Source organism: Prevotella veroralis DSM 19559 = JCM 6290 (assembly GCF_000377625.1).
Classification (GTDB): Bacteria; Bacteroidota; Bacteroidia; order Bacteroidales; family Bacteroidaceae; genus Prevotella; species Prevotella veroralis.
The window spans coordinates 40,049-62,361 of record NZ_KB898336.1; the positions used below are offsets into that span (position 1 = coordinate 40,049).

15 protein-coding genes and 3 tRNA genes are annotated in these 22,313 nt (G+C 42.0%); 12 read left to right on the forward strand and 6 right to left on the reverse strand.

The features are described from left to right. Window position 1: 1 nt before the first annotated feature. From trkA to D464_RS0110195, 5 genes are all read right to left on the reverse strand, one after another. On the reverse strand, window positions 2–1,342 hold the full coding sequence (gene trkA / locus D464_RS0110175) for a Trk system potassium transporter TrkA (RefSeq protein WP_018911311.1): 1,341 nt from the start codon (window positions 1,340–1,342) through the stop codon (window positions 2–4). A gap of 69 nt (window positions 1,343–1,411) precedes the next feature. Further along, window positions 1,412–3,334 carry a 1-deoxy-D-xylulose-5-phosphate synthase gene (gene dxs, locus D464_RS0110180; RefSeq protein WP_018911312.1) on the reverse strand — a complete coding sequence of 641 codons (1,923 nt, stop codon included), beginning with the start codon at window positions 3,332–3,334 and terminating at the stop codon, window positions 1,412–1,414. A gap of 628 nt (window positions 3,335–3,962) precedes the next feature. After that, window positions 3,963–5,411, reverse strand: a complete 1,449-nt coding sequence (locus D464_RS0110185) for an MATE family efflux transporter (protein WP_018911313.1) — start codon at window positions 5,409–5,411, stop codon at window positions 3,963–3,965. A gap of 166 nt (window positions 5,412–5,577) precedes the next feature. Next, window positions 5,578–6,249, reverse strand: coding sequence for an FKBP-type peptidyl-prolyl cis-trans isomerase (locus D464_RS0110190; RefSeq protein ID WP_018911314.1), 672 nt, complete (start codon window positions 6,247–6,249; stop codon window positions 5,578–5,580). Window positions 6,250–6,340: 91 nt separating this feature from the next. Continuing rightward, window positions 6,341–7,888, reverse strand: coding sequence for a glycine--tRNA ligase (locus tag D464_RS0110195; RefSeq protein ID WP_004382276.1), 1,548 nt, complete (start codon window positions 7,886–7,888; stop codon window positions 6,341–6,343). A gap of 186 nt (window positions 7,889–8,074) precedes the next feature. Here D464_RS0110195 and D464_RS0110200 point away from each other — a divergent pair, with 186 nt between their 5' ends. From D464_RS0110200 to D464_RS0110215, 4 genes are all read left to right on the forward strand, one after another. Next, window positions 8,075–10,807: a DNA gyrase/topoisomerase IV subunit A gene (locus D464_RS0110200; protein ID WP_024985913.1), complete on the forward strand. Its 2,733-nt coding sequence runs from the start codon at window positions 8,075–8,077 to the stop codon at window positions 10,805–10,807. A gap of 71 nt (window positions 10,808–10,878) precedes the next feature. Next, entirely contained in the window at window positions 10,879–11,721 is an 843-nt protein-coding gene (locus tag D464_RS0110205; RefSeq protein ID WP_018911316.1) for a DUF3316 domain-containing protein, read from the forward strand. Then, complete coding sequence (locus D464_RS0110210) at window positions 11,718–12,740, forward strand: S41 family peptidase (RefSeq protein ID WP_018911317.1); 1,023 nt, start codon at window positions 11,718–11,720, stop codon at window positions 12,738–12,740. Before D464_RS0110205 ends, D464_RS0110210 begins: the two co-directional genes overlap by 4 nt. A gap of 216 nt (window positions 12,741–12,956) precedes the next feature. Beyond that, window positions 12,957–13,038 (forward strand) — tRNA-Leu (locus tag D464_RS0110215). Between the two features lie 101 nt (window positions 13,039–13,139). On the opposite strand, the gene D464_RS0110220 is transcribed toward D464_RS0110215, so the two are convergent. Beyond that, the gene (locus tag D464_RS0110220) at window positions 13,140–13,559 is read right to left on the reverse strand and encodes an HU family DNA-binding protein (protein ID WP_018911318.1); all 420 of its coding nucleotides are present in this window, start codon (window positions 13,557–13,559) and stop codon (window positions 13,140–13,142) included. Window positions 13,560–13,991: 432 nt separating this feature from the next. On the opposite strand from D464_RS0110220, the gene D464_RS0110225 reads away from it, so the two are divergent. From D464_RS0110225 to D464_RS0110260, 8 genes are all read left to right on the forward strand, one after another. Then, window positions 13,992–14,066: transfer RNA gene (locus tag D464_RS0110225), tRNA-Val, on the forward strand. A gap of 48 nt (window positions 14,067–14,114) precedes the next feature. Then, a tRNA-Val gene (locus D464_RS0110230) sits at window positions 14,115–14,189 on the forward strand. 159 nt (window positions 14,190–14,348) lie between these two features. After that, window positions 14,349–15,695 (forward strand): adenylosuccinate lyase, encoded by a 1,347-nt coding sequence (gene purB, locus D464_RS0110235; RefSeq protein WP_018911319.1) that lies wholly within the window; start codon window positions 14,349–14,351, stop codon window positions 15,693–15,695. Between the two features lie 153 nt (window positions 15,696–15,848). Beyond that, a complete protein-coding gene (locus tag D464_RS0110240; RefSeq protein ID WP_018911320.1) occupies window positions 15,849–17,381 on the forward strand; it encodes a pseudouridine synthase in 1,533 nt (510 codons plus the stop codon). A gap of 163 nt (window positions 17,382–17,544) precedes the next feature. Further along, on the forward strand, window positions 17,545–18,936 hold the full coding sequence (asnS, locus tag D464_RS0110245; RefSeq protein ID WP_018911321.1) for an asparagine--tRNA ligase: 1,392 nt from the start codon (window positions 17,545–17,547) through the stop codon (window positions 18,934–18,936). A 723-nt stretch (window positions 18,937–19,659) separates the two neighbouring features. After that, the gene (locus D464_RS0110250; protein ID WP_024985914.1) at window positions 19,660–20,064 is read left to right on the forward strand and encodes an OsmC family protein; all 405 of its coding nucleotides are present in this window, start codon (window positions 19,660–19,662) and stop codon (window positions 20,062–20,064) included. A 383-nt stretch (window positions 20,065–20,447) separates the two neighbouring features. Next, window positions 20,448–21,614: a sensor histidine kinase gene (locus D464_RS0110255; RefSeq protein WP_018911323.1), complete on the forward strand. Its 1,167-nt coding sequence runs from the start codon at window positions 20,448–20,450 to the stop codon at window positions 21,612–21,614. Window positions 21,615–21,782: 168 nt separating this feature from the next. Continuing rightward, entirely contained in the window at window positions 21,783–22,304 is a 522-nt protein-coding gene (locus tag D464_RS0110260) for a YceD family protein (protein ID WP_018911324.1), read from the forward strand. Window positions 22,305–22,313: the final 9 nt, after the last annotated feature.

Sequence of the window (22,313 nt, forward strand, 5' to 3'; positions counted from 1 at the left end):
ATCACATAAATAGTTTCTCTACCTTCTTCATATCTACATTGTAACAGAAGACCACTACTGAGTCACCAGCCTCAATCTGCGTGTTACCCGAAACGAGCATTCCTTCTCCATTCCTAACCAATCCGCCGATGGTAACTCCACGTGGTAAATTGAGTTCGCGGACTACTTTTCGTGTGATCTTAGCGTCTGGGCTGGGTACAAACTCAGCCACATCGGCATTGACGGACATAAGGAATCGGATGTTCTCAACGTTTGCATCCAACATCATCTGGTATATATGACTGGCAGCAACAGCCTTTTTATTGATGATAGTACCAATATCTAGGCTTTCAGCAGTGCCCACATAATCAAAGTTCTCGACGGCAGCTACAGTCTTGCGAACGCCCATTCGCTTTGCAGTTAGACAAGCAAGAATATTCGTTTCAGCGTTCGATGTCAATGAAACAAAGGCTTGTGTATTACGGATACCCTCCTCTTGCAGCAATCCAATATCACGTCCGTCACCATTGATAACAAGCGTGTCTTCGTCCAAGATATTGTTTAACTCTTCGCAACGCGTTGGGTCTTGCTCTATGATCTTGGCGTGCATATACTCTGGCAACATCCTCACTGCACGTGCAGCCGTCTTACCTCCTCCCATGAAGATAACGTTTTGCACGTCAACATAATGCTCCTTTCCCACTATCTTGCGCACGTATGGTATATATTGCTTAGTGGTCATGAAGTAAGCAAGGTCATATAATTGTAAGGTATCATTACCACCTGGTATAATCGTCTCATCGTTGTGCTTGATAGCAACTACATGGTAAGGATCATTCGGACCACTAATCTCTTTCAATGGACGATCAAGTATTTCACAACTCTCCCGCAGCTTAATACCTAACATGACCAACGCTCCATCATGCACATCCCAACGCTGACGTACCCATGACATCTTCAATCCATTGATGATGTCTTTAGCGGCTAAAAGCTCTGGATAAATTATGCTGCTTACTCCCATTTGATGGAAGAGTTCTTGATTAGAAGGCTCTACATACTCTGGATTATCTACACGAGCAACGGTCTTCTTAGCCCCTAATTGGTGTGCAAGAACGCATGCCGCAATATTCTTCGACTCGTCTGGCGTAACCGCAATAAACAAGTCGGCATCTTCAGCCCCAGCCTCTTTAAGATTCTTGATACTGGTTGCTGCGCCTTCCATCGTTAGTAAGTCAGCCTCGTTACTAATCTTCTCTAGGTTCTCCGAGCACTCATCCATGAGCACAATGTCTTGCTTGTTACGTGAGAGGAGTCTAGCTAGATAAGAGCCAATAGTATATGCTCCTGATATGATAATCTTCATGTTTTATGCTTTAACTTGTCTGTCTTTGTAAGTCTTTTAACCACCTTCTCTTATACAGATAAGGGTTCACTATGACTCAACTGAGGTCAGTTGTTTCTTTATTCCATCAATATCTATACCGCAGAGAGCACGCAACTGTTCAACTGTTCCCTGCTCTACAAAGTGGTCGGGCATACCCATTCGGGTTATGTGAGGTGTATGTCCATGATCGCTCATCCATTCTGTTACAGCAGTACCTAAGCCTCCGTCACGCACCCCATCTTCGATAGTTATAATGCGAGAAAAGCGTTCGGCAACTTCCTGAAGAATGGTCTCATCCAATGGTTTCAAGAATCTCATATCATAATGGGCAATACTAGGACAATGCTCTTGAGTCGATGGTGAGTTGGCTGACTCGATGATGTTTATAGCCTTTTCTACGTCATTTCCAATCGGACCAATGCTCAACACGGCTACATCCCAACCATCGTGCAGACGCCTACCCGTACCTACTTTTATTTCAGTCAACGGACATTCCCAATCCGTAAGCACACCTTTTCCTCGTGGATAACGTATCACAAAAGAGCCTTTACCAGGTAGTTGGGCTGTGTACATCAGCCTTCTTAACTCGTGTTCGTCCATCGGTGAAGAGATAGTTAGGTTGGGGATAGGGCGCAAGAAAGCCATATCAAAGGCTCCATGATGCGTCGCACCATCCTCACCCACTAGTCCGGCTCTATCCAAACAGAGCACAACTGGCAGATTGAGGATTGCCATATCGTGGATAATACTATCGTAAGCTCGTTGAGAGAAAGCACTATAAATATTGCAAAAAGGTTGTAACCCATCCTTCGCCATACCAGCTGAGAAGGTTACAGCATGCGCCTCGGCAATACCTACATCGAATGTTCTTTCGGGCATATCCTTCATCATGATGTTCATCGAACAACCTGTTGGCATAGCTGGTGTAACGCCTACGATACGTGGATTCTTGCGTGCTAACTCTAAGAGAGTATTACCGAATACGTCTTGAAACTTAGGTGGTTCGTTATGCGATTCATGTATGATTCGCTTGCCAGTCTTTGGGTCGAACTTACCCGGAGCATGCCATACTACGGCACTCTTCTCGGCTGGTTCGTATCCTTTACCCTTCTTCGTATGTAAGTGAAGGAGCTTAGGTCCCTTCATATCCTTCAATTGTCTTAGGATGCGAACAAGCTCTCCTACATCATTACCATCAAATGGTCCGAAGTACCGAATATTCATCCCTTCGAATATATTCTGTTGATGTGCAAGAGCCGATTTAAGGGCATTGTTCAATCGAAGTAAGCCTTTTCTCCGATCCTCATTCAATAGTCCTTTGGCGTGTAACCACTGTGACGCTTTGAAGCGAAGACGGTTATAAGTCTCGTTGGTATCTAGGTTTAATAGGTATTGCTCCATACCTCCTACAGCCCTATCAATCGACATGTCGTTATCGTTGAGGATAATCAATAGGTCATTAGGTTGGCTCGAAACATTATTCAAACCCTCGTAGGCTAGACCGCCACTCATCGCTCCGTCACCTATAATGGCTACAACATGTCGATGCTGCTTAGTCAGTTTCGATGCTACCGCCATACCCAAAGCTGCAGATATAGAGTTGGATGCGTGCCCACAAGTGAATGTATCATATTCACTCTCATAAGGCGACGGGAAAGGCATTAACCCACCTAATTTACGGTTATTGCAGAAGTCTTCACGCCTGCCAGTCAGTATCTTATGCCCGTATGCCTGATGCCCAACGTCCCAAACTATGCGGTCTTCTGGAGTATTAAAGACATAGTGACAAGCCACAGTTATCTCTGTTGCACCAAGGCTCGAAGCCAAGTGTCCAGGGTTAACAGCTACTTCTTCTATGATGTCTTCACGCAGTTGTTGACATAACTTAGGCAACTGCTCTAAGCTAAGTTTACGTAAGTCTGTGGGTGACTGTATCGTCTTTAAAAGGTCGAATCTATTATCGTTTAACATTATATAATAATGTGAATAGCGTTGCAAAGATACGCTAAATAGCCTGAAAAGCCAAATAAATTAGATGTAAACTAGTGGTTGGCTGAAACTATAAGAGGATTAATTTACACGTCATTAGACCCATGTTTAAGTTGTTAAAAACACTATTTCCCCTCTTTTCATTCGATGAGAAGCTGAGAGCGAAACTTCATCTTCATTTGAAGAGGGCGTTTCTTCGATGTGAAGAAACGCCCTCTTTGTATTAAGAATGCCTTTTCCTAACCGGCTCCCGTTAGGCACTCCTCCCCTTCGGGGAGGCTGGGTGGGAGTATTCCGTTCGGAGAGGAGTTGGAAGGTGAGGCTATAAAGTAGGGACAGACGCCCTCGTCTGTCCGCTTGTAAATCCCTAAATAACATCCCGTTAGGTTACATCCTCTCCTTTTGGGGGGCTTGGGGTAGGTCTTATCTGGCTGTGCTATAGCGGACAGACGAGGGCGTCTGTCCCTACAGGTTGGCATGTTCTTTAAATAAAGGAACGCTTTCTTCCATTCAAAGAGGGCGTTTCCTTGCAATGAAGAGGGCGTCTCCTTGATTCAAAGAGGGCGTCTCTTTATTTTGAGAAGAATATTGGGCAAACCGTGATAACGTACTAACGACTTAATGTACTAACCGTTTTCGCTTTTCCACGAAGGTGCATAAAGAGATAGAACAAGAACATGATTCCACGGAAAGAAAGTTCAACAGCCATAGCAAACCATACGCCTTTCAATCCGTATTCACTGGCTAACGCATAGGCAAGAGTCAATCGGACGAGCCACATACAACCCAAGTTTATGAAGGAAGGTTTCAATGTATCGCCTGCTCCTACGCACACGCTATAGGCGACGATGGCTGCTGCAAAGAAGGGTTCGGCGAACGCTTCAATCCGAAGAACGGATGTTCCCAGAGCTTGTATATCGGCAACTGGCGATAATAAACTTATCATTTCGGGAGCGAAAATATACATGATTACACCCATGAATGCCATCACTAGCATTCCTAAGAATATGGTCATCCATGCGAAACTACGATGCAAATCACGCCTGCCCGCCCCTACGCTCTGTCCAACGAGAGTGGTTGCAGCCTCACTAATACCATAGCCTGGCATATAACAAAGACTTTCGGCTGTGATTGCAAACGAATGGGCAGCTATCGAGACATTACCCAATGGAGCGACAATCATCGTTGATACGAGTTGAGCACCATTCATCAAGAGATATTGCAAAGCCATAGGACTACCTATCTTCACCGCATTCCAAATGTATTGCCAACGCCACACAAAGCGTTCAACATCCAACTTCCACGCTAGGATTGGACTACGGAATATGGCGTAATAAGCCAATGGTAATGCAACAGCAATGAATGCCAAGAGGCTTCCGAAGGCTGCTCCTGCAACGCCAGCACCCCATCCGGGCACTGTTACTTGTAGCCCTAGTAGGGTGATGTCGTGCGTTGGGAAGATGAAGAAGTAATTGAAGATTACATCCAAGACACACATCAGTATCGCCATTGAACTGGGGCGTCGCATATCGCCAGAAACCTTCAACATGGAGGCAGACATTACCTCCAGAAGGTGGAAAGGAATGATGAAAGAGAAGATAAGAAAGTAAGTAGACGCATCGTGCTGAATATCCTTTCCGCCCCTTAACCATATAGGGAGATAGGGTGCAATGAGCACTGTAACAAGCAGAAAACATAATGCAAAACAGAGTCCAAAGGCATATCCGTGACGCATTACAGAGCGTGCTTTTGAGAAGTCTTTAGCACCTATGAAGTGAGCTGCCTGTACAGAGAATCCCATTGTAACAGCACCTATTAAAGAGAAGAAGAGCCATGTTGCGGGCTCTACAAGACCGATTGCCGCTGCTGGTTCTGCACCCAATGAGCCAACCATTCCAGCGTCAATATAGAACATCAGGACGGTTGTTATCTGTGCAAGAATCGACGGAATACTTAACTGAATGATAAGATTAAACTTCTCACTCGTCGTCATCTCTTCTCCTTCTCGAATCTTTGAAAGGAGTGCATCGGCTATGTTTTTACTAAAGGAGATACGCAATGGGATACGAATTAATCAATAATTTGAAGTAAAAAAACATAGGGACATGCGCCTCATAAGCCCCTTTATCACACATGAAAAGAAGTTCTTATGATGACGTGTGTCCCTACTTACAAGTACAAGGTTCGGCTATTCAACCGATAAAAAACAGTTAGTTGTCCTACTCTTATTTATCCTTTAGATTCTTCTCAACATGTGCGAAGTCTACTAATCGTACATCGAATATAAGCGTAGAATAGGCTGGAATCGTACCACCACCTGCCTTTACAGCACCATAACCCAACTGATAAGGGATGTAAATAACCCAATGGTCGCCTCTATGCATCTGCTGTAAGGCTGTAGCGAAACCGTCTACGACACCTCTTACTTCAAAGTGTGTTGGACGAGAGGTAAGCGCATTGAAGGTGTTAGACGACCATGATTTGTCGAAGATCAAACCAGCTGTATAGGTTGTTGATGGTATCAAACGTCCCATATAGTGAACCGATGCATAATCGGTGAGAAGAGGGCTTTTTGTCTCCGAACCAGATTCTAATACATGTACAATGATATGATTCTCTAGCTTATAGCTCAGCTGCGCATTACCAACAGCATGCTGCCCGGCTAAGGTGTAATTCTTGATAATCTTCCAAGAAGTATCACCTCCCTTTATCTTCTGTTCAGTAGTTGTATAGAGCTTATTCCAATAGTTCTCGTTCGTAGTCTTCCAATTGGCAAACTCATCAACATCGTCTTTATCCTCGGAACAAGACACAATACTCATTGAAGTAAGCAGTAATCCGCCTAAGCAAAGCATACTTACAACATGGCGAAAGAATGTTTTTATCGTTTTAGTCATAGCCTTTTTATATCAAAAAAGGTTAGTAGCACTTACTGAAACATCCATTGATAAGATGTTAAACAAGTAAGTTCTACTAACCTATCTCTTATTAATCAATATCAATCTTCTTCAATAGAGAAGTGATTGAAACACGGTCTTCTATTATCTCACGGAGCTTCTCAACTGGTACACGTTCCTGCTTCATTGAGTCACGATAACGCAGAGTTACGGTGTTATCATTCAATGTATCACCATCGACAGTCACGCAGAATGGAGTACCAATAGCGTCTTGGCGACGATAACGCTTACCTATTGAGTCCTTCGCCTCCATGTGTGTATTGAAGTGGAACTTCAGTTGGTTAACAATCTCTTGAGCCTTCTCTGGAAGTCCATCTTTGTTTACCAATGGTAGAACAGCACACTTAACTGGTGCTAAAGGCTCGGGGAGTTTCAATACAATACGGCTTGATCCGTTCTCCAATGGTTCCTCTGTATAACTGTGACACATCACTGATAAGAACATACGATCTACTCCGATAGATGTCTCAACATCGTAAGGAACATAGTTCTCATTGCGCTCTGGATCGAAATACTTTATCTGTCTTCCCGAGAACTTCTCGTGTTGTGAAAGGTCAAAGTTGGTACGTGAGTGGATACCTTCAACCTCCTTGAAGCCGAATGGCATACGGAATTCAATGTCAGTAGCCGCATTGGCATAGTGAGCTAACTTCTCGTGATCATGGAAACGATAGTTATCGTCGCCCATACCTAAAGCCTCATGCCATGCCAAACGGTGCTTCTTCCAATACTCAAACCACTTCATCTCTGTTCCAGGTTGGCAGAAGAACTGCATCTCCATCTGCTCAAACTCACGCATACGGAACACGAATTGACGTGCTACGATCTCATTACGAAAGGCCTTACCTATCTGACAAATACCGAAAGGAAGCTTCATACGACCCGTCTTCTGGACGTTGAGGAAGTTTACAAAGATACCCTGTGCTGTCTCTGGACGTAGGTAGATTTTATTGGTTGCATCGGCTGATGCGCCCATTTCTGTTGAGAACATAAGGTTGAACTGACGCACATCTGTCCAGTTCTTTGTACCACTGATTGGATCAACAATACCCTCATCAAGGATAATCTGCTTCAATGCTTCGAGGTCAGGACCTTGCATTGCTTCGGTGTAACGAGCATGCAATTCGTCACGTTTCTTTTGATGTTCTAAGACGCGAGGATTGGTTTCGCGGAACTTAACTTCATCAAAGTCTGCACCGAACTTCTTCGCTGCCTTTGCTACTTCCTTATCAATCTTCTCTTCGTATTTAGCTATCTGATCCTCGATAAGGTTATCTGCACGATAACGCTTCTTAGAGTCTCGGTTATCAATCAAAGGGTCGTTGAAGGCATCAACGTGACCACTTGCTTTCCATACAGTTGGGTGCATAAAGATAGAAGCATCAATACCAACAATATTGCTGTGAAGCAATACCATTGATTGCCACCAGTATTGTTTTATATTGTTCTTAAGCTCAACACCATTCTGACCATAGTCATATACGGCTGCTAAACCATCATAGATATCACTACTGGGGAATACAAAACCATACTCTTTACAGTGACTTACTATCTTCTTAAAAACGTCCTCTTGTGCCATAATTATCTTTTTATTCCTTATAAATTTGTCGCAAAGTTACATCTTTTTAGTCGAATAAGTTCATTAATAGCGTGAAACTTTATAAAATGAGAAAAGGCTCTGATTTGCTTATATTCAGTTTTTTTTGTACATTTGCAGTCATCTGTAACTTATATAGCTAAGCTACGACACAACAACAACGACAATATGGATGACGAAATAAAAGACATGGACGAGCTCGCTCCTGCCGATGAGGTGCAAGGAAAAGAAACTCATTCTGACTACAAGCCTGCTGACAGGTTTGACGCTGCTGCAGTGCATCACCTCTCTGGTATGTATAAGAATTGGTTTTTAGATTACGCCAGTTATGTAATCCTTGAACGTGCCGTTCCGCATATCGAAGATGGCTTGAAGCCTGTTCAACGCCGTATTCTCCATTCGATGAAGCGCATGGATGATGGGCGATACAATAAGGTTGCGAACATTGTTGGGCATACCATGCAGTTCCATCCACACGGCGATGCATCCATCGGAGACGCTTTGGTGCAATTAGGACAGAAGGATTTGCTCATTGACACACAAGGGAATTGGGGCAATATACTTACTGGTGACCGTGCAGCTGCGCCTCGTTACATAGAAGCCCGCCTATCCAAGTTTGCCTTGGAAACTGTTTTTAATCCAAAGACAACCGAATGGCAACTCTCATACGATGGTCGCAACAAAGAGCCTATCACACTTCCTGTGAAGTTCCCATTACTTCTTGCACAAGGAGCGGAGGGTATCGCCGTTGGTTTATCATCAAAGATTCTTCCTCACAACCTCAACGATATCTGTGAAGCAGCAGTGCAATACTTACGGAATGAGGACTTTCATCTCTATCCAGACTTCCCTACTGGCGGAAGTATTGATGCTGCGAAGTATAATGATGGACAGCGTGGTGGTGTATTAAAGGTGCGTGCCAAAATAGAGAAACTTGATAACAAGACCCTCGTCATACGTGAGGTTCCTTTCACCAAAACGGCTAACTCACTTCAAGAATCAATCACAAAAGCAGTAGAGAAAGGTAAGATAAAGGTTCGCAAAGTAGAGGATATGACCGCCTCCGAGGTTGAGATTCAACTCCACCTCACCCCTGGCACATCCAGTGACAAGACCATTGATGCCCTTTATGCCTTCACTGATTGCGAAATAAACATATCTCCTAATTGTTGTGTCATTGAAGACAATAAACCTAAGTTCTTGACTATCTCCGACGTTCTTCGCAATTCCGTAGAACATACAAAGGCGTTGTTGAAGATGGAGTTAGAGATTCGCAAACACGAACTGGAGGAACAACTCTTCTATAATTCATTGGAACGTATCTTCATTGAAGAGCGTATTTATAAGGAGAGGAAGTTTGAGACTGCAAAGAACTTAGACGAAGTGGTAGTCTTTGTTGATGCTAAATTAGATCCTTATAAGAAGACCTTTATTCGCGAAGTAACCCGTGAGGACATCCTCCGCCTACTGGAGATTAAGATGCAGCGAATACTGAAATTTAATAAAGATAAGGCTGACGAACTCATTCAGAAGATAAAGGCTGAGATTGCAGAAATAGATAAGGATCTTAGCGAGATGGTGCGTGTTACCATCGAATGGTTCACTCATTTGAAGGAGAAATATGGTAAGGATCACCCTCGCCACACAGAGATAAAGAGCTTCGATACCATCGTTGCAGCGAAAGTAGTTGATGCCAACGAGAAGTTATACATAGATAGTAAGGCTGGATTCATTGGTACTGGACTCAAGAAGGCAGAGTTTGTTCAAAACTGTTCAGACCTTGATGACGTCATTATCTTCTATCGCGATGGTAAGTACAAGGTAATTCGTATTGCCGACAAGGTGTTTGTGGGTAAAGGAGTTATATATCTTCAGGTATTCAAGAAGAATGATAAACGCACCATCTATAACGTTGTCTATCGTGATGGAAAGACTGGTCCTTATTACATCAAACGCTTTAATGTCACCTCAATTACACGTGACAAAGAGTATGACTTAACCTCAGGTACAGATGGATCAAGGATCATCTACTTCACAGCTAACCCTAACGGTGAGGCCGAACTGATAAAGATTACCCTCGATCCGAACCCTAACAAGCCCAAACAAAACATCTTCGTTGAGTATGACTTTGCTTCTGTGCTTATCAAGGGACGTACTGCTAAGGGCAAGCTACTCACAAAGAAGAACGTTCATCGTATCTCATTGAAGAGTCACGGACACTCAACATTGGGCGGACGAAAGGTTTGGTTTGACCCAGATATCAACCGAATCAATTACGAAGAGCATGGTCGTTTCCTCGGAGAGTTCGCTGATCAAGACAATATACTCGTCGTCTTGAAGAATGGGGAGTTCTATATTACGAACTTCGATGCAAGCAATCACTACGAAGATAACATCCTTCGCATAGAGAAATTCATTGCAGATAAACCATGGACAGCCGTTATCTATGATGCAGACAATCAAGGTTATCCTTACCTGAAACGCTTCCAAATGGAGGCAACAAAGCGTCATCAGAATTTCATAGGAGATAATCCTAACTCACAAATGGTACTCTTGACGGACGTTGCTTACCCTCGCATTCAAGTGACATACGGTGGGGTGGATGCTTCAAGAGGTACTGAAGAGTTTGATGCAGAACAGTTTGTTGGTATCAAAGGATTCAAAGCTAAAGGTAAACGTCTCACCACTTGGAAAGTAGATAAGATTGAGGAACTAGCGCCAACACGCTTCCCTGAAGAAGAGAAGAAGGATAATAACGATGAGGGAGATAATGGAGATGATACTCAAGAAGAGCCTACAACAAATCCAATGGAGGAGAATCTCGACCCTGATGCTGGTAAATCTCAACAACAAGTGATTGATGAGATAACTGGGCAACTCAACTTGTTTACAGATGAATAACATGATATTCCCACTTATAGAGACCTGATGTGAATGTTTCTATAAGTGGGATTTTCGCTTTAACGAAACTTATGCCTATGAAACTAAAGACTCTCTTTTTACGTAAAACGAACTTCTTTATAACGTTTCTCTTATTCTCTTCAACAACCTTACAAGCCCAAGACACCTTATATAATAATAAGGTGATAAGCAATGCACAAATGTTGGGTATCGGTACAGCTAACGTCCTCGACACTTACTTATCACAAGAGAAATACAACGGAACAGAGCTTAGATACATCTCACATACAGTGCGTGAGAATGGTAGCAGGGTGTCACGAGAACTGATACATCAAGCTCAATTACTCTATGCACACAATCGACGAGATAATAATAACGAATTAGGAGGTTATTACAACTTCCAATATAACTGGCAATATGTCATCAATAAATGGACTATCGGCAATGGAGACTTACGCTTGAAAGCTGGTGGAGGAATTGACACAAGGCTTGGTTTCCTTTACAACACAAGTAATGCCAATAATCCAGCACAAGCTTATGGGCAACTAAACATCGCTCCTAATGTTACAGCTGATTATCGGTTTCACCTTTGGAACAAGCCTTTCTGTCTCCGTTATGAATTACAAATACCACTCATTGGATTAGCTTTCTCACCTAATTATGGGCAGAGTTATTATGAGATATTCACGAAAGGTAATTACGATCACAACCTCGTTTTCACAACTCCCATCAATGCTCCTTCACTCCGACAGATGGTTACAATTGATTTTACATTGCATCATACCACCCTCCGTCTTGGCTATCTTGGCGATTACCAACAGGCTAAGATGAACGGATTACGCCAACACACGTGGAGCAATCTATTTGTATTGGGTATCGTAAGAACATTTTCTATCAATAAAATATTACCATGAGAAGAATCCAATCTAGCATCAGCTCTATCACAACGAGCCTCCTTCTGATTCTCTTGTTGTGCTCTGTTACGAGCTGTATTGATAATGAAGAGTATGCCAACAATCCACGTGGAAACTTTGAGGCATTATGGAAGATCATGGATGAACATTATTGTTTCTTCTCACAAAAGGGAATAGATTGGCAAGAAGTTCATCAACGTTATGCCAAACAGTTCGACGTATCCATGAATGAGAAACAGCAGTTTGAAGTTTTAACGAATATGCTTTCAGAACTCAAAGATGGGCATGTCAATCTTTATACCTCTTTTAATATCGGACGTTATTGGGCGTGGAGAGACAACTATCCAAAGAATTATTCAGACTCGCTGGAGCGTAAATACCTGAAGAGTGATTATCTCATTGCAAGCGGATTAGACTATACTGTCTTTGATGACAACATTGGTTATATACGCTGCGAGAGTTTCCAAAATCCTATTGGGGCTGGTAATTTAGATGACATCCTACTGCATCTTCAACCTTGCAACGGGCTTATAATCGATGTAAGGAACAATGGAGGTGGACAGTTAAGTAATGCTGAAGAACTGGCAGCAAGGTTCACGAATAAGGAGGAGCTTGTCGGTTATATCCAGCATAAAACAGGTCCCAATCATAACGACTTCTCATCACTTCAACCCGAATACCTCACTCCCGGAAAGGGTATTCGATGGCAGAAACCAGTCGTTGTATTGACTAATCGTAGTGTATTCTCTGCTGCCAACGAGTTCGTGAAGTATATGAAGTGTTGCCCAAACGTCCACGTCGTTGGTGATAAAACAGGTGGCGGAGCAGGTTTACCCTTCTCTTCCGAACTACCCAATGGATGGTCGGTTCGTTTCTCCGCATGCCCCATGTATAATCGAGATAAGCAAATGACAGAGTTCGGTATTGATCCTGATTACAAAGTAGATATCACTGAATCGGATCTCATAAAAGGCAAGGATACGATTATCGAGTTTGCTCGTCAACTCATTGCAAAGTAATTGAACCAATCCTTCAACCGCCCGAAAGGAGAGCTTGAAGGGTTGGCTTTATAAAAGAATAATCTCCATCTTAAAACCGCCAAACACTTGTCTTAGTTTTAATTTTAGTTGCCGTCACATTTAACAAAACTATTGGCAGTTTACAACTAAACGTTAAAAAGAAATTCACAAACATTTGGTTATATCCAAAACATTATGTATCTTTGCACTCGTTATGCGCCTGTGGCGGAATTGGTAGACGCGCTAGACTTAGGATCTAGTAACTTACGTTGTGCAGGTTCGAGTCCTGTTAGGCGCACAAAAAAGAGCTAAGCATTATTGATGGTTAGCTCTTTTTTATTCTATATACACATGTCAACATTGAAACCTCATGGTCTGACCTATCATTAATCCCCCTCATTATTCATCATCAACATCAGCCCAAATAACACGGACACCCGATGCCATGTCTTGAATCTTCTTCCCCTTCCGTCCGGCACGGGCACCAGAAGGAACAAACTTGCACTTTATACCCTTGATATTTCGTTTGAGATTGAAGTCCTCCGGATTCTCCACCGGTTCGCTCTCTACGCTGAGGTGGAAACGTCCTAAGCCATCAAGAACAACCGTCTCACCCTGTCGAAGGCGATAAGAAATCTCATCAATGAGGGCAATAACGAGCCCACGAACATCACCACGAGTAAAGGATGTATTCTCCTGAATGGCATCAGCTAACTCTTCAGTAGATACTTCGCCCGCACTAACTGTACGTGCATACCAATGTCCGGCACCCTTTTTATCTTTGAACTTACTCTGTTCTAATCTGATTTGAATTGACATAATATTATCTTTACTTAGTTACTCTGTCGGTTAAATAAGGCTCTTAGTTCTACCAATAGAGCCTAACTTATCTTGTAAAACAGCTGCAAATATAATAAAAAAGGATACCTTTTGCAAGAAAAAATAGATTATTTTTTAGACAAAAACAGATTTAACTCCAACTAAAAATAATCTATTTTTCCAAGTAATAAAAATCTTTCTCGAATAAAGGTGAGCCATATCTCCCTGTTAAAAGACGATAGACAGAACAAAAGAAAAGCATATATAAGAGGTGTGCTAACCTTTTACGAGTACAACACACAATGAATAAAAGGATAACAAACATAGCCTATTAAAGGAATAAATAATATCATTCTACACTAAAATAATCTCTTAATTACTTGCTAGAAACAAAAAAAACACTTACCTTTGCACCCGCCTTACAGATAGTAGGGGCGTTTAGCTCAGTTGGTTTAGAGCATCTGCCTTACAAGCAGAGGGTCGGCGGTTCGAATCCGTCAACGCCCACAAGGGGTGTTTCCCTGTGATTCTTCGGGGTTGCAGGGATTTTTTCAAGGGCGTTTAGCTCAGCTGGTTTAGAGCATCTGCCTTACAAGCAGAGGGTCGGCGGTTCGAATCCGTCAACGCCCACTAATAGTTATCAGTAAAAGAGAAGACTTCGTAATGGATATTACGGAGTTTTCTTTTTATAGTATAAAAGGCGTATTCTTTTTTGTTTTATTATTACTTATCCTTGTGTGTTTACCGATTTTATTGCTAAATTTGCACCTATATTAATCATCCATTGATATGACCCTCGACACATTAACAGCCGTATCTCCAATTGACGGTCGCTACAGAAGCAAGACAGAACGCTTAGCAGACTACTTCTCAGAGTATGCTCTTATTCGTTATCGAATACGTGTAGAGATTGAGTATTTCATCACGCTTTGTGAATTGCCTCTACCTCAGTTGGCAAGTTTCAACCGTGACTTATTCGAGCAGTTACGCACTATCTATCGTGATTTTAACGAATCGGGAGCAGCAAGAGTAAAGGAGATTGAGAAGACAACTAACCATGATGTCAAGGCGGTTGAATACTTCATTAAGGAGGAGTTCGACAAGATTGGGGGCTTAGATGCGTATAAGGAGTTCATCCATTTCGGCTTAACTTCACAGGACATCAACAATACAAGTGTTCCGCTGTCTATCAAGGAGGCACTCGAAGAGGTGTATTATCCACAAGTGGAGGAACTGATTCAGCAGCTAAAAGAGTATGCTGAAGAATGGAAAGATATCCCAATGCTGGCAAAGACACACGGTCAGCCAGCCTCTCCTACTCGATTAGGAAAGGAGATTGAGGTTTATGTTTATCGTCTTAGCGAGCAACTGGAATCCCTACGCAGTTGTAAGTTTACAGCTAAATTCGGTGGTGCAACAGGTAATTTCAATGCACATCATGTAGCCTATCCATCGTATGACTGGCGTGCTTTTGGCAATCAGTTTGTCAGCGAGAAACTATGTTTGGAACGTGAACAATGGACTACACAGATTAGTAATTACGACCACATGGGTAGTATTTTTGATGCTATTCGTCGTATCAACACCATCATTATCGACCTTGATCGTGACTTCTGGATGTACATCTCAATGGATTATTTCAAGCAGAAGATCAAAGCGGGCGAGGTTGGCTCAAGTGCTATGCCACACAAGGTGAACCCTATTGACTATGAGAATAGCGAAGGAAACCTTGGTATCGCTAATGCTATTTTGCAGTTCTTAGCACAGAAGTTGCCAGTTAGTAGACTGCAACGCGACTTGACAGACTCGACTGTCTTGCGTAATGTGGGTGTACCTCTTGGGCACAGCGTCATCGCTATTCAAAGTACATTGAAAGGCTTACGTAAACTCATTCTCCATGAAGAGAAACTACGCGAAGACCTCGATGACACATGGGCAGTAGTAGCTGAAGCTATCCAAACTATCCTTCGTCGTGAGGCTTACCCACATCCATACGAGGCATTAAAGGCTCTTACTCGCACCAATAAGAAGATGACAGAGGAGACAATTCATGAGTTTATACAGACGTTAAATGTCAGTGATAGCGTGAAAGCAGAGCTCATGGCAATCACTCCACACAACTATACAGGAATTTAATAAACCAACAAAACCCTAAGAAAAAGATATTATTAATAAAACTGAGTAGCTCCTATTATGGGAGCCTTAACTAACAATAAGAATAAAACAATAATAAACTTTATTACTCATTGATCGTGAGGTCAGTAGTTAACATTAAAGCAAACTACAATTATGGCAGAAGAATTCGAAAACAAAGAGGTTCAGTCTGAACAGAATGACAATGGCCGTGAGGGCTATTCTGCAGCTGAACAAAGTGGTTACCAAAGAGAGTACCGTGGCACAGGACGCCCACAACGTCCACGTATTCACACTCAACGTGCTTACAGCAGTGATAGGGCTAATGGCGGAAACAACGAAGGTGGATTCCGTCCGGAGGGTTTTGGTTCTGGCTTACAAAGCAGTAGTCGCCCTCAACAAGGTGGTTATCGCCCACGTCAGAACAACTATGGTGGCGGATACAACAATCGTAATAGTTATCAAAGTCGCCCTCAACAAGGTGGTTATCGTCCACGTTATAACAACAACAATGGCGAAGAGAGAGGGTATCAATCACGTCAAGGTGGATACCAAAGTCGTGGTGGCTATCAAAGCAGACCACAGCAGGGTGGCTATCGTCCACGTTATAACAACGAAGAAGGTGGGTACCAGTCACAGGGTTACCGTCCACGTTATAACAACAACACTAACGCAGAAGGAGAAGAGAACAACAATGGTTATCAAGTAAACCAGAGCGGCTATCAGCCACATCAAGGTGGTTACCAGAACCGCAACGGATATAACAATCGCGGTGGTTATAACAATCGTGGAGGCTATCAGAGTCGCGGTGGGTACAATAATCGCAGTGGTTATAATAACCATGGTGGATATAATAATCGTGGTGGTTATAACCAAGGAGGTTATCGTCAGCGCACGGCAGATTATGATCCAAATGCAAAGTATTCAATGAAGAAACGCATTGAATATAAGGAAGAGAACTTCGATCCAAACGAACCTATCCGATTGAATAAGTATCTTGCAAATGCTGGTGTCTGTTCACGTCGTGAAGCTGATGAATTTATCCTTTCAGGTGCTGTCACCGTCAATGGCGAGGTGGTAAAGGAACTCGGAAGTAAGGTTTTACGTACTGATGTAGTACTCTTTCAGGATAAGCCAGTATCATTGGAAAAGAAAGTGTATGTCCTATTGAACAAGCCTAAGGATTATGTTACAACAAGCGATGACCCACAACAGCGTAAGACTGTAATGGACCTTGTTAAGGGTGCTTGTCCTGAACGTATCTATCCTGTAGGACGCCTTGATCGTAACACAACAGGTGTATTGCTTCTTACAAATGATGGCGACCTTGCTTCTAAACTCACACATCCTAAGTTCTTAAAGAAGAAGGTTTATCATGTATTCCTTGATAAGCCTGTTACTGCAAACGACCTTCAGAAGATCTCTGATGGTATCGAGCTTGAAGACGGAGAGATAAAGGCTGACGCTATTGAGTACGCTAGTCCTGACGACTTGACACAGGTTGGCATTGAGATTCACAGCGGTAAGAACCGTATCGTTCGTCGTATCTTCGAGAGCCTTGGCTATCGTGTTGTAAAGCTTGATCGTGTACAGTTCGCTGGTCTAACAAAGAAGAATGTACGTCGTGGTGATTGGCGTTTCCTCACAGAGAAGGAAGTCGATATGCTGCGCATGGGTGCGTTTGAATAGAAGCCTCCCCAAGCCCCTCCGAAAGGAGGGGGTGTGAGAGGATAAACGAGGATAAAGACTTCTACAATAAACTTCTAAGGAAAGAATGTGTAAAGAGATTCCCTCTTTATTCCTTTTCCTTTTCCTTTGAGCTTGTTGAGAAGTCCTAATTACGATACAAAAGATGAAAAGAACAAAAGTCGTCGATGCACTTGCTTGCACCGACTTTGGTAAAGATATTAATGTAAAAGGTTGGGTTCGCTCACATAGAAGTAGCAAGGCTGTTGACTTCATCGCACTGAACGATGGTTCTACTATCAAGAACATTCAGGTGGTTGTTGACCCTACTACAATCGAAGAAGAGAAACTGAAGAGCATTACAACAGGCGCTTGTATCAGCGTTATCGGTACGCTTGTAGAGAGTCAGGGAGCTGGTCAGACGTCAGAGATCCAATGTAAAGAGATTGAAATCTACGGTCTTTGCCCAAGCGACTACCCTATGCAAAAGAAGGGGCAGAGCTTTGAGTATATGCGCAAGTATGGTCACATGCGTCTGCGTACCAATACTTTCGGTGCTGTCTTCCGCATTCGCCACAACATGGCAATCGCTATCCACAAGTACTTCCACGACCATGGTTACTATTATTTCCACACTCCATTGATTACGGGTAGTGATGCCGAGGGTGCTGGAAATATGTTCCAAGTAACAACACTCGACCTGGATCGCATCGCAAAGAACGGTGAGGTTGATTACAGTGCAGACTTCTTCGGTAAGCGCACGAACCTTACTGTATCTGGTCAACTTGAGGGTGAACTCGGTGCAACATCATTGGGTGCTATCTATACTTTCGGTCCTACTTTCCGTGCAGAGAACTCTAATACACCTCGTCACTTGGCAGAGTTCTGGATGGTTGAACCCGAAGTTGCCTTTATTGATAAAGACGAACTGATGGATCTTGAGGAAGACTTCATCAAGTACTGCGTTCGCTGGGCACTGGAGAACTGCAAGGACGACCTTGAATTCCTTAACAAGATGATTGACAAGGGACTGATTGCTCGCCTAGAGGGTGTACTCAAGGAAGAGTTTGTTCGCCTAACCTACACTGAAGGTATAGAGATTCTTCAGAAAGCAGTTGCTGATGGTGTGAAGTTCGAGTTCCCAATCACTGGTTGGGGAATGGATCTCAGCAGTGAGCATGAGCGCTATCTCGTTGAGGAACACTTCAAGCGTCCTGTCATCATGACCGACTATCCAAGCGAAATCAAGTCGTTCTATATGAAGAAGAACCCTGATGGCAAAACAATGCAGGGAACAGACGTCCTTTTCCCACATATCGGTGAGATCATTGGCGGCTCTGTCCGTGAAGAGAATTACGATAAGTTACTTGCAGAGATCGATAATCGTGGTATGAAACGTGAGGTTTACGACTGGTACCTCGATACTCGCAAGTATGGAACCTGTCCACATGGTGGCTTCGGACTTGGTTTCGAACGACTCATTCTCTTCGTTACTGGTATGCAAAACATCCGTGACGTAATCCCATTTGCACGTACTCCAAAGAACGCAGAGTTCTAAAGATAAGATACCAGAAGGCGACTATCTTAACAGATGGTCGCCTTTTTTATTTACCTAAAATAAACATATTACTCTATAAAACGCTTGAAAGGGATTCCCTCTTTCCGTTTCAATCTAAAGTTTGCTTTCACTTCTATCATTCCTACATCTATCATAAGCGACTGGTGGATAGCATAATACTGGAGTTGATAAAGATGACAGGAAACTAAACAAAGAAATGATGATAGTATCATGTCGCTGAAAAACACCATGTTGTCTGCAAGAAAGTATGTAAACGTAAACTTAAACGCCTAACCCTTTCTGCTGATTATCGTTATACATTCTAAAGTTTTTCTGTAACTTTGTCTTTGGTAATCATCGCTTGGTTGTTTTGTAAATTGTTGATTTTCAAATATAAAGTTACAAAAAACTAACGAGATTACCAACTTTTAAAAGGACTTTCTTAACCCGAACTTGCGTATAATAATGGGCTATTTACTCTATAATAAGAATTTTGAATGTAAAGAACTTTCAGAAATAAATGATATCATTGTAATAGCTGAAGAGAGATTACGAAGTGGGCTATCATTTACACATCTATAAGAATGACGGGAGTGACAGCAAACTAATTTTCAGTAAAATAATTAATTCCTTGTTTTATCTATTACCTTTTACTACCTTTGTCGAAACATATAGATGTTATTAACCAACCGAAAGATTATTACTAATTTAAAAGATACAATTATGACAGTTACAAAAGCAATTTATCAAGGGAAAGGGCGAGTTGAAGCAACACACGTAAGGTCTGCTGTAACCATAAACACTGATGCTGGTAAGGCTGTAGGGGGATTGGGGGAGAATCAAAACCCTGTTGAGTTATTGGGTAATTCACTGGCTGCATGTGCGCTGACGATGATGGGATTGCAAGCAGAACGTGGTGGTGTAGATTTTTCTGGTTGCTATGCTGAGATTGGTCAGATAGAAGAAGATATGGAGACTTTCGCTGTTTCACGTATTCCAATCACCTTCCATCTGAAGGCTTCATTTGACGAGAAGCAACGTAAGAAGTTTGAGCATATCGCTCGCAAGACTTGTTTTGTTGGCAATACGCTAACGGCAGAGAAGGTTTTTACTTTTGTTTATGAGTAACTCCATGATATGATTTAAGAACCAAGACTTACTTATTAAATAAAGGACATTTGGAAGATCTAAGATCGCCAAATATCCTTTATTATTCTCTTATCGTAAATTCGAATTACATCATTTCAACCTTGATTACTATATAAAGTACTTATCGAAAAACTTATTTGGCTTGCTGTCATTCCTATCACTCCTTTACCTCTCATAAAACACTGATTATAAAAATCATACAGAGGAATGTTAAAAGTGACAGCAAACTAAAATACAAAATAATTAGGTATTTCTTTCTCTCTAAGAAGATGCTCCAGTTAAGCTTGGTATACGATTCTTCTTGCGTCATCGTTTCTTGACGTTATGCAATAATTTGCCCATATTGCCGTTATGAGAGATGTATGCAATGGACAGATAGAATCAGACAGGTAAAGATCTTATTAGTCTTGGCAGCTATTTTTATAGCTGTTGCCTCTTTGCTTATCTCACATTCTTTGATACGTGATTTGGCACAACAAGAAAGGAGTAAGATGGAGGTCTGGGCTGAAGCTATGAGGACTTTGAGTGAAGCTGATTATAATGCTGACCTTAGTTTAGTATTAAAAGTTTTAGATGAGAATAATACGATACCTGTGGTTGTACTTGGCAAGGATGGTACGGTCACGGAGTATCGAAATGTGAAAATTAGTGCTAGTAATAAATCTGATAGTGTGAAATATGTAAATAAAGTAGCACAACAGATGAAAGGCGCAGGGCAGGTTATTCGAATTCCATTGGCAAATAATCATAATGATTATATAGAAGTTTGCTATGATGAATCACTCATGTTGAGACGAATAGCTATTTATCCTTATATACAATTAGGGGTTGTAATGCTTTTTGTTGTCGTTGCTATCTTTGCATTATTGACATCTAAAAGGGCAGAACAGAATAAGGTTTGGGTGGGGTTAAGTAAGGAAACAGCACACCAGTTGGGTACTCCTATATCCTCTTTAATGGCTTGGTTAGCTATTTTGAAGGAGACCTATCCCAATGATAAATTACTTCCGGAATTAGATAAGGACGTACAACGATTGCAGCTTGTTGCAGATCGCTTTTCTAAGATAGGTTCTATTCCAGAACCTGTCCCAGCCAGTATGAATGAGGTCTTATATCATGTTGTTGACTATATGGATCGCCGCACTTCCAAGAAAATACAGATGATAACAGATCTGCCAGACGAGGATATTATAATAAAAATGAATGCTTCGTTATTTGAATGGGTTATAGAGAATCTTTGTAAGAATGCGGTAGATGCGATGGGAGGAGAATGTGGTCAGATCGTCCTTCATCTTGAACAAATTGATAATAAAGTTGTTGTTGAAATATCAGATACTGGTAAAGGTATAAAGAGAAAGAACATTAAGAATGTATTTCGTCCTGGTTTTACAACAAAACAGCGTGGTTGGGGACTTGGATTAAGTCTTGCTAAACGTATTGTGGAGGATTATCATTATGGTAAGATCTTTGTTAAATGTTCCGAGATAGGACATGGTACAACCTTTAGAATTGAACTGAATAAAAGCTGATTTTATCCTTTCTATATTCAGATAAACTATTCAATTAAGGGGACTAAAGACGGGTGGCAGGCGTGATAAGTATGTCCTTTTCCCGAGTCTTTACGCCTGTATATCTTTACATTTTTACTTATAATTTGCTTATAATCAGAAAAATATTCGTAACTTTGCAACCCGATTATGGACTTAGAAACCCTTAAAATCGACTTGAAAGGTCTTAATGAAGGTGTTAATTACCTTGAGTTTGACCTTGATGACACTTACTTTAAGGCTATTGATGCTCCTGAAGTGAGTCAGGGTAAGGTGCGTGTTCTTCTTGATATTACGCGTACAGGAAATGATTTCTTTACCCTGGACTTCCATGAGACAGGCGTGGTAATGGTTCCATGCGATATTTGCCTTGATCCAATGGAGCAGTCCATAGAGACAACACAACGTCTCGAAGTAAAATTAGGAACAGAAAACTCAGAAGAGGATGACCTTGTAATGGTGGCCGAGGACGAAGGAATACTCGATATTACATGGTACCTCTACGAATTCATTGCCCTCGCAATCCCTATCAAGCATGTGCATGCACCTGGAAAATGCAACCCTGCTATGATACGTATTCTTGAGGAGTACTCTGCCACCCGAAGTGGTCAGGAGGGAAACGAGACGCCAATGGATCCGCGCTGGGAAGCTCTATTAAAATTGAAAGAATAATATATTAAA

Coding starts and splice junctions, on each gene's coding strand:
- D464_RS0110205 (WP_018911316.1), top strand. CDS start 10,879: ATGCCTATGAAACTAAAGACTCTCTTTTTACGTAAAACGAACTTCTTT.
- D464_RS0110250 (WP_024985914.1), top strand. CDS start 19,660: ATGACAGTTACAAAAGCAATTTATCAAGGGAAAGGGCGAGTTGAAGCA.
- purB (WP_018911319.1), top strand. CDS start 14,349: ATGACCCTCGACACATTAACAGCCGTATCTCCAATTGACGGTCGCTAC.
- D464_RS0110220 (WP_018911318.1), bottom strand. CDS start 13,559: ATGTCAATTCAAATCAGATTAGAACAGAGTAAGTTCAAAGATAAAAAG.
- D464_RS0110260 (WP_018911324.1), top strand. CDS start 21,783: ATGGACTTAGAAACCCTTAAAATCGACTTGAAAGGTCTTAATGAAGGT.
- asnS (WP_018911321.1), top strand. CDS start 17,545: ATGAAAAGAACAAAAGTCGTCGATGCACTTGCTTGCACCGACTTTGGT.
- D464_RS0110200 (WP_024985913.1), top strand. CDS start 8,075: ATGGATGACGAAATAAAAGACATGGACGAGCTCGCTCCTGCCGATGAG.
- D464_RS0110190 (WP_018911314.1), bottom strand. CDS start 6,249: ATGACTAAAACGATAAAAACATTCTTTCGCCATGTTGTAAGTATGCTT.
- D464_RS0110240 (WP_018911320.1), top strand. CDS start 15,849: ATGGCAGAAGAATTCGAAAACAAAGAGGTTCAGTCTGAACAGAATGAC.
- D464_RS0110195 (WP_004382276.1), bottom strand. CDS start 7,888: ATGGCACAAGAGGACGTTTTTAAGAAGATAGTAAGTCACTGTAAAGAG.
- D464_RS0110210 (WP_018911317.1), top strand. CDS start 11,718: ATGAGAAGAATCCAATCTAGCATCAGCTCTATCACAACGAGCCTCCTT.
- D464_RS0110255 (WP_018911323.1), top strand. CDS start 20,448: ATGCAATGGACAGATAGAATCAGACAGGTAAAGATCTTATTAGTCTTG.
- trkA (WP_018911311.1), bottom strand. CDS start 1,342: ATGAAGATTATCATATCAGGAGCATATACTATTGGCTCTTATCTAGCT.
- dxs (WP_018911312.1), bottom strand. CDS start 3,334: ATGTTAAACGATAATAGATTCGACCTTTTAAAGACGATACAGTCACCC.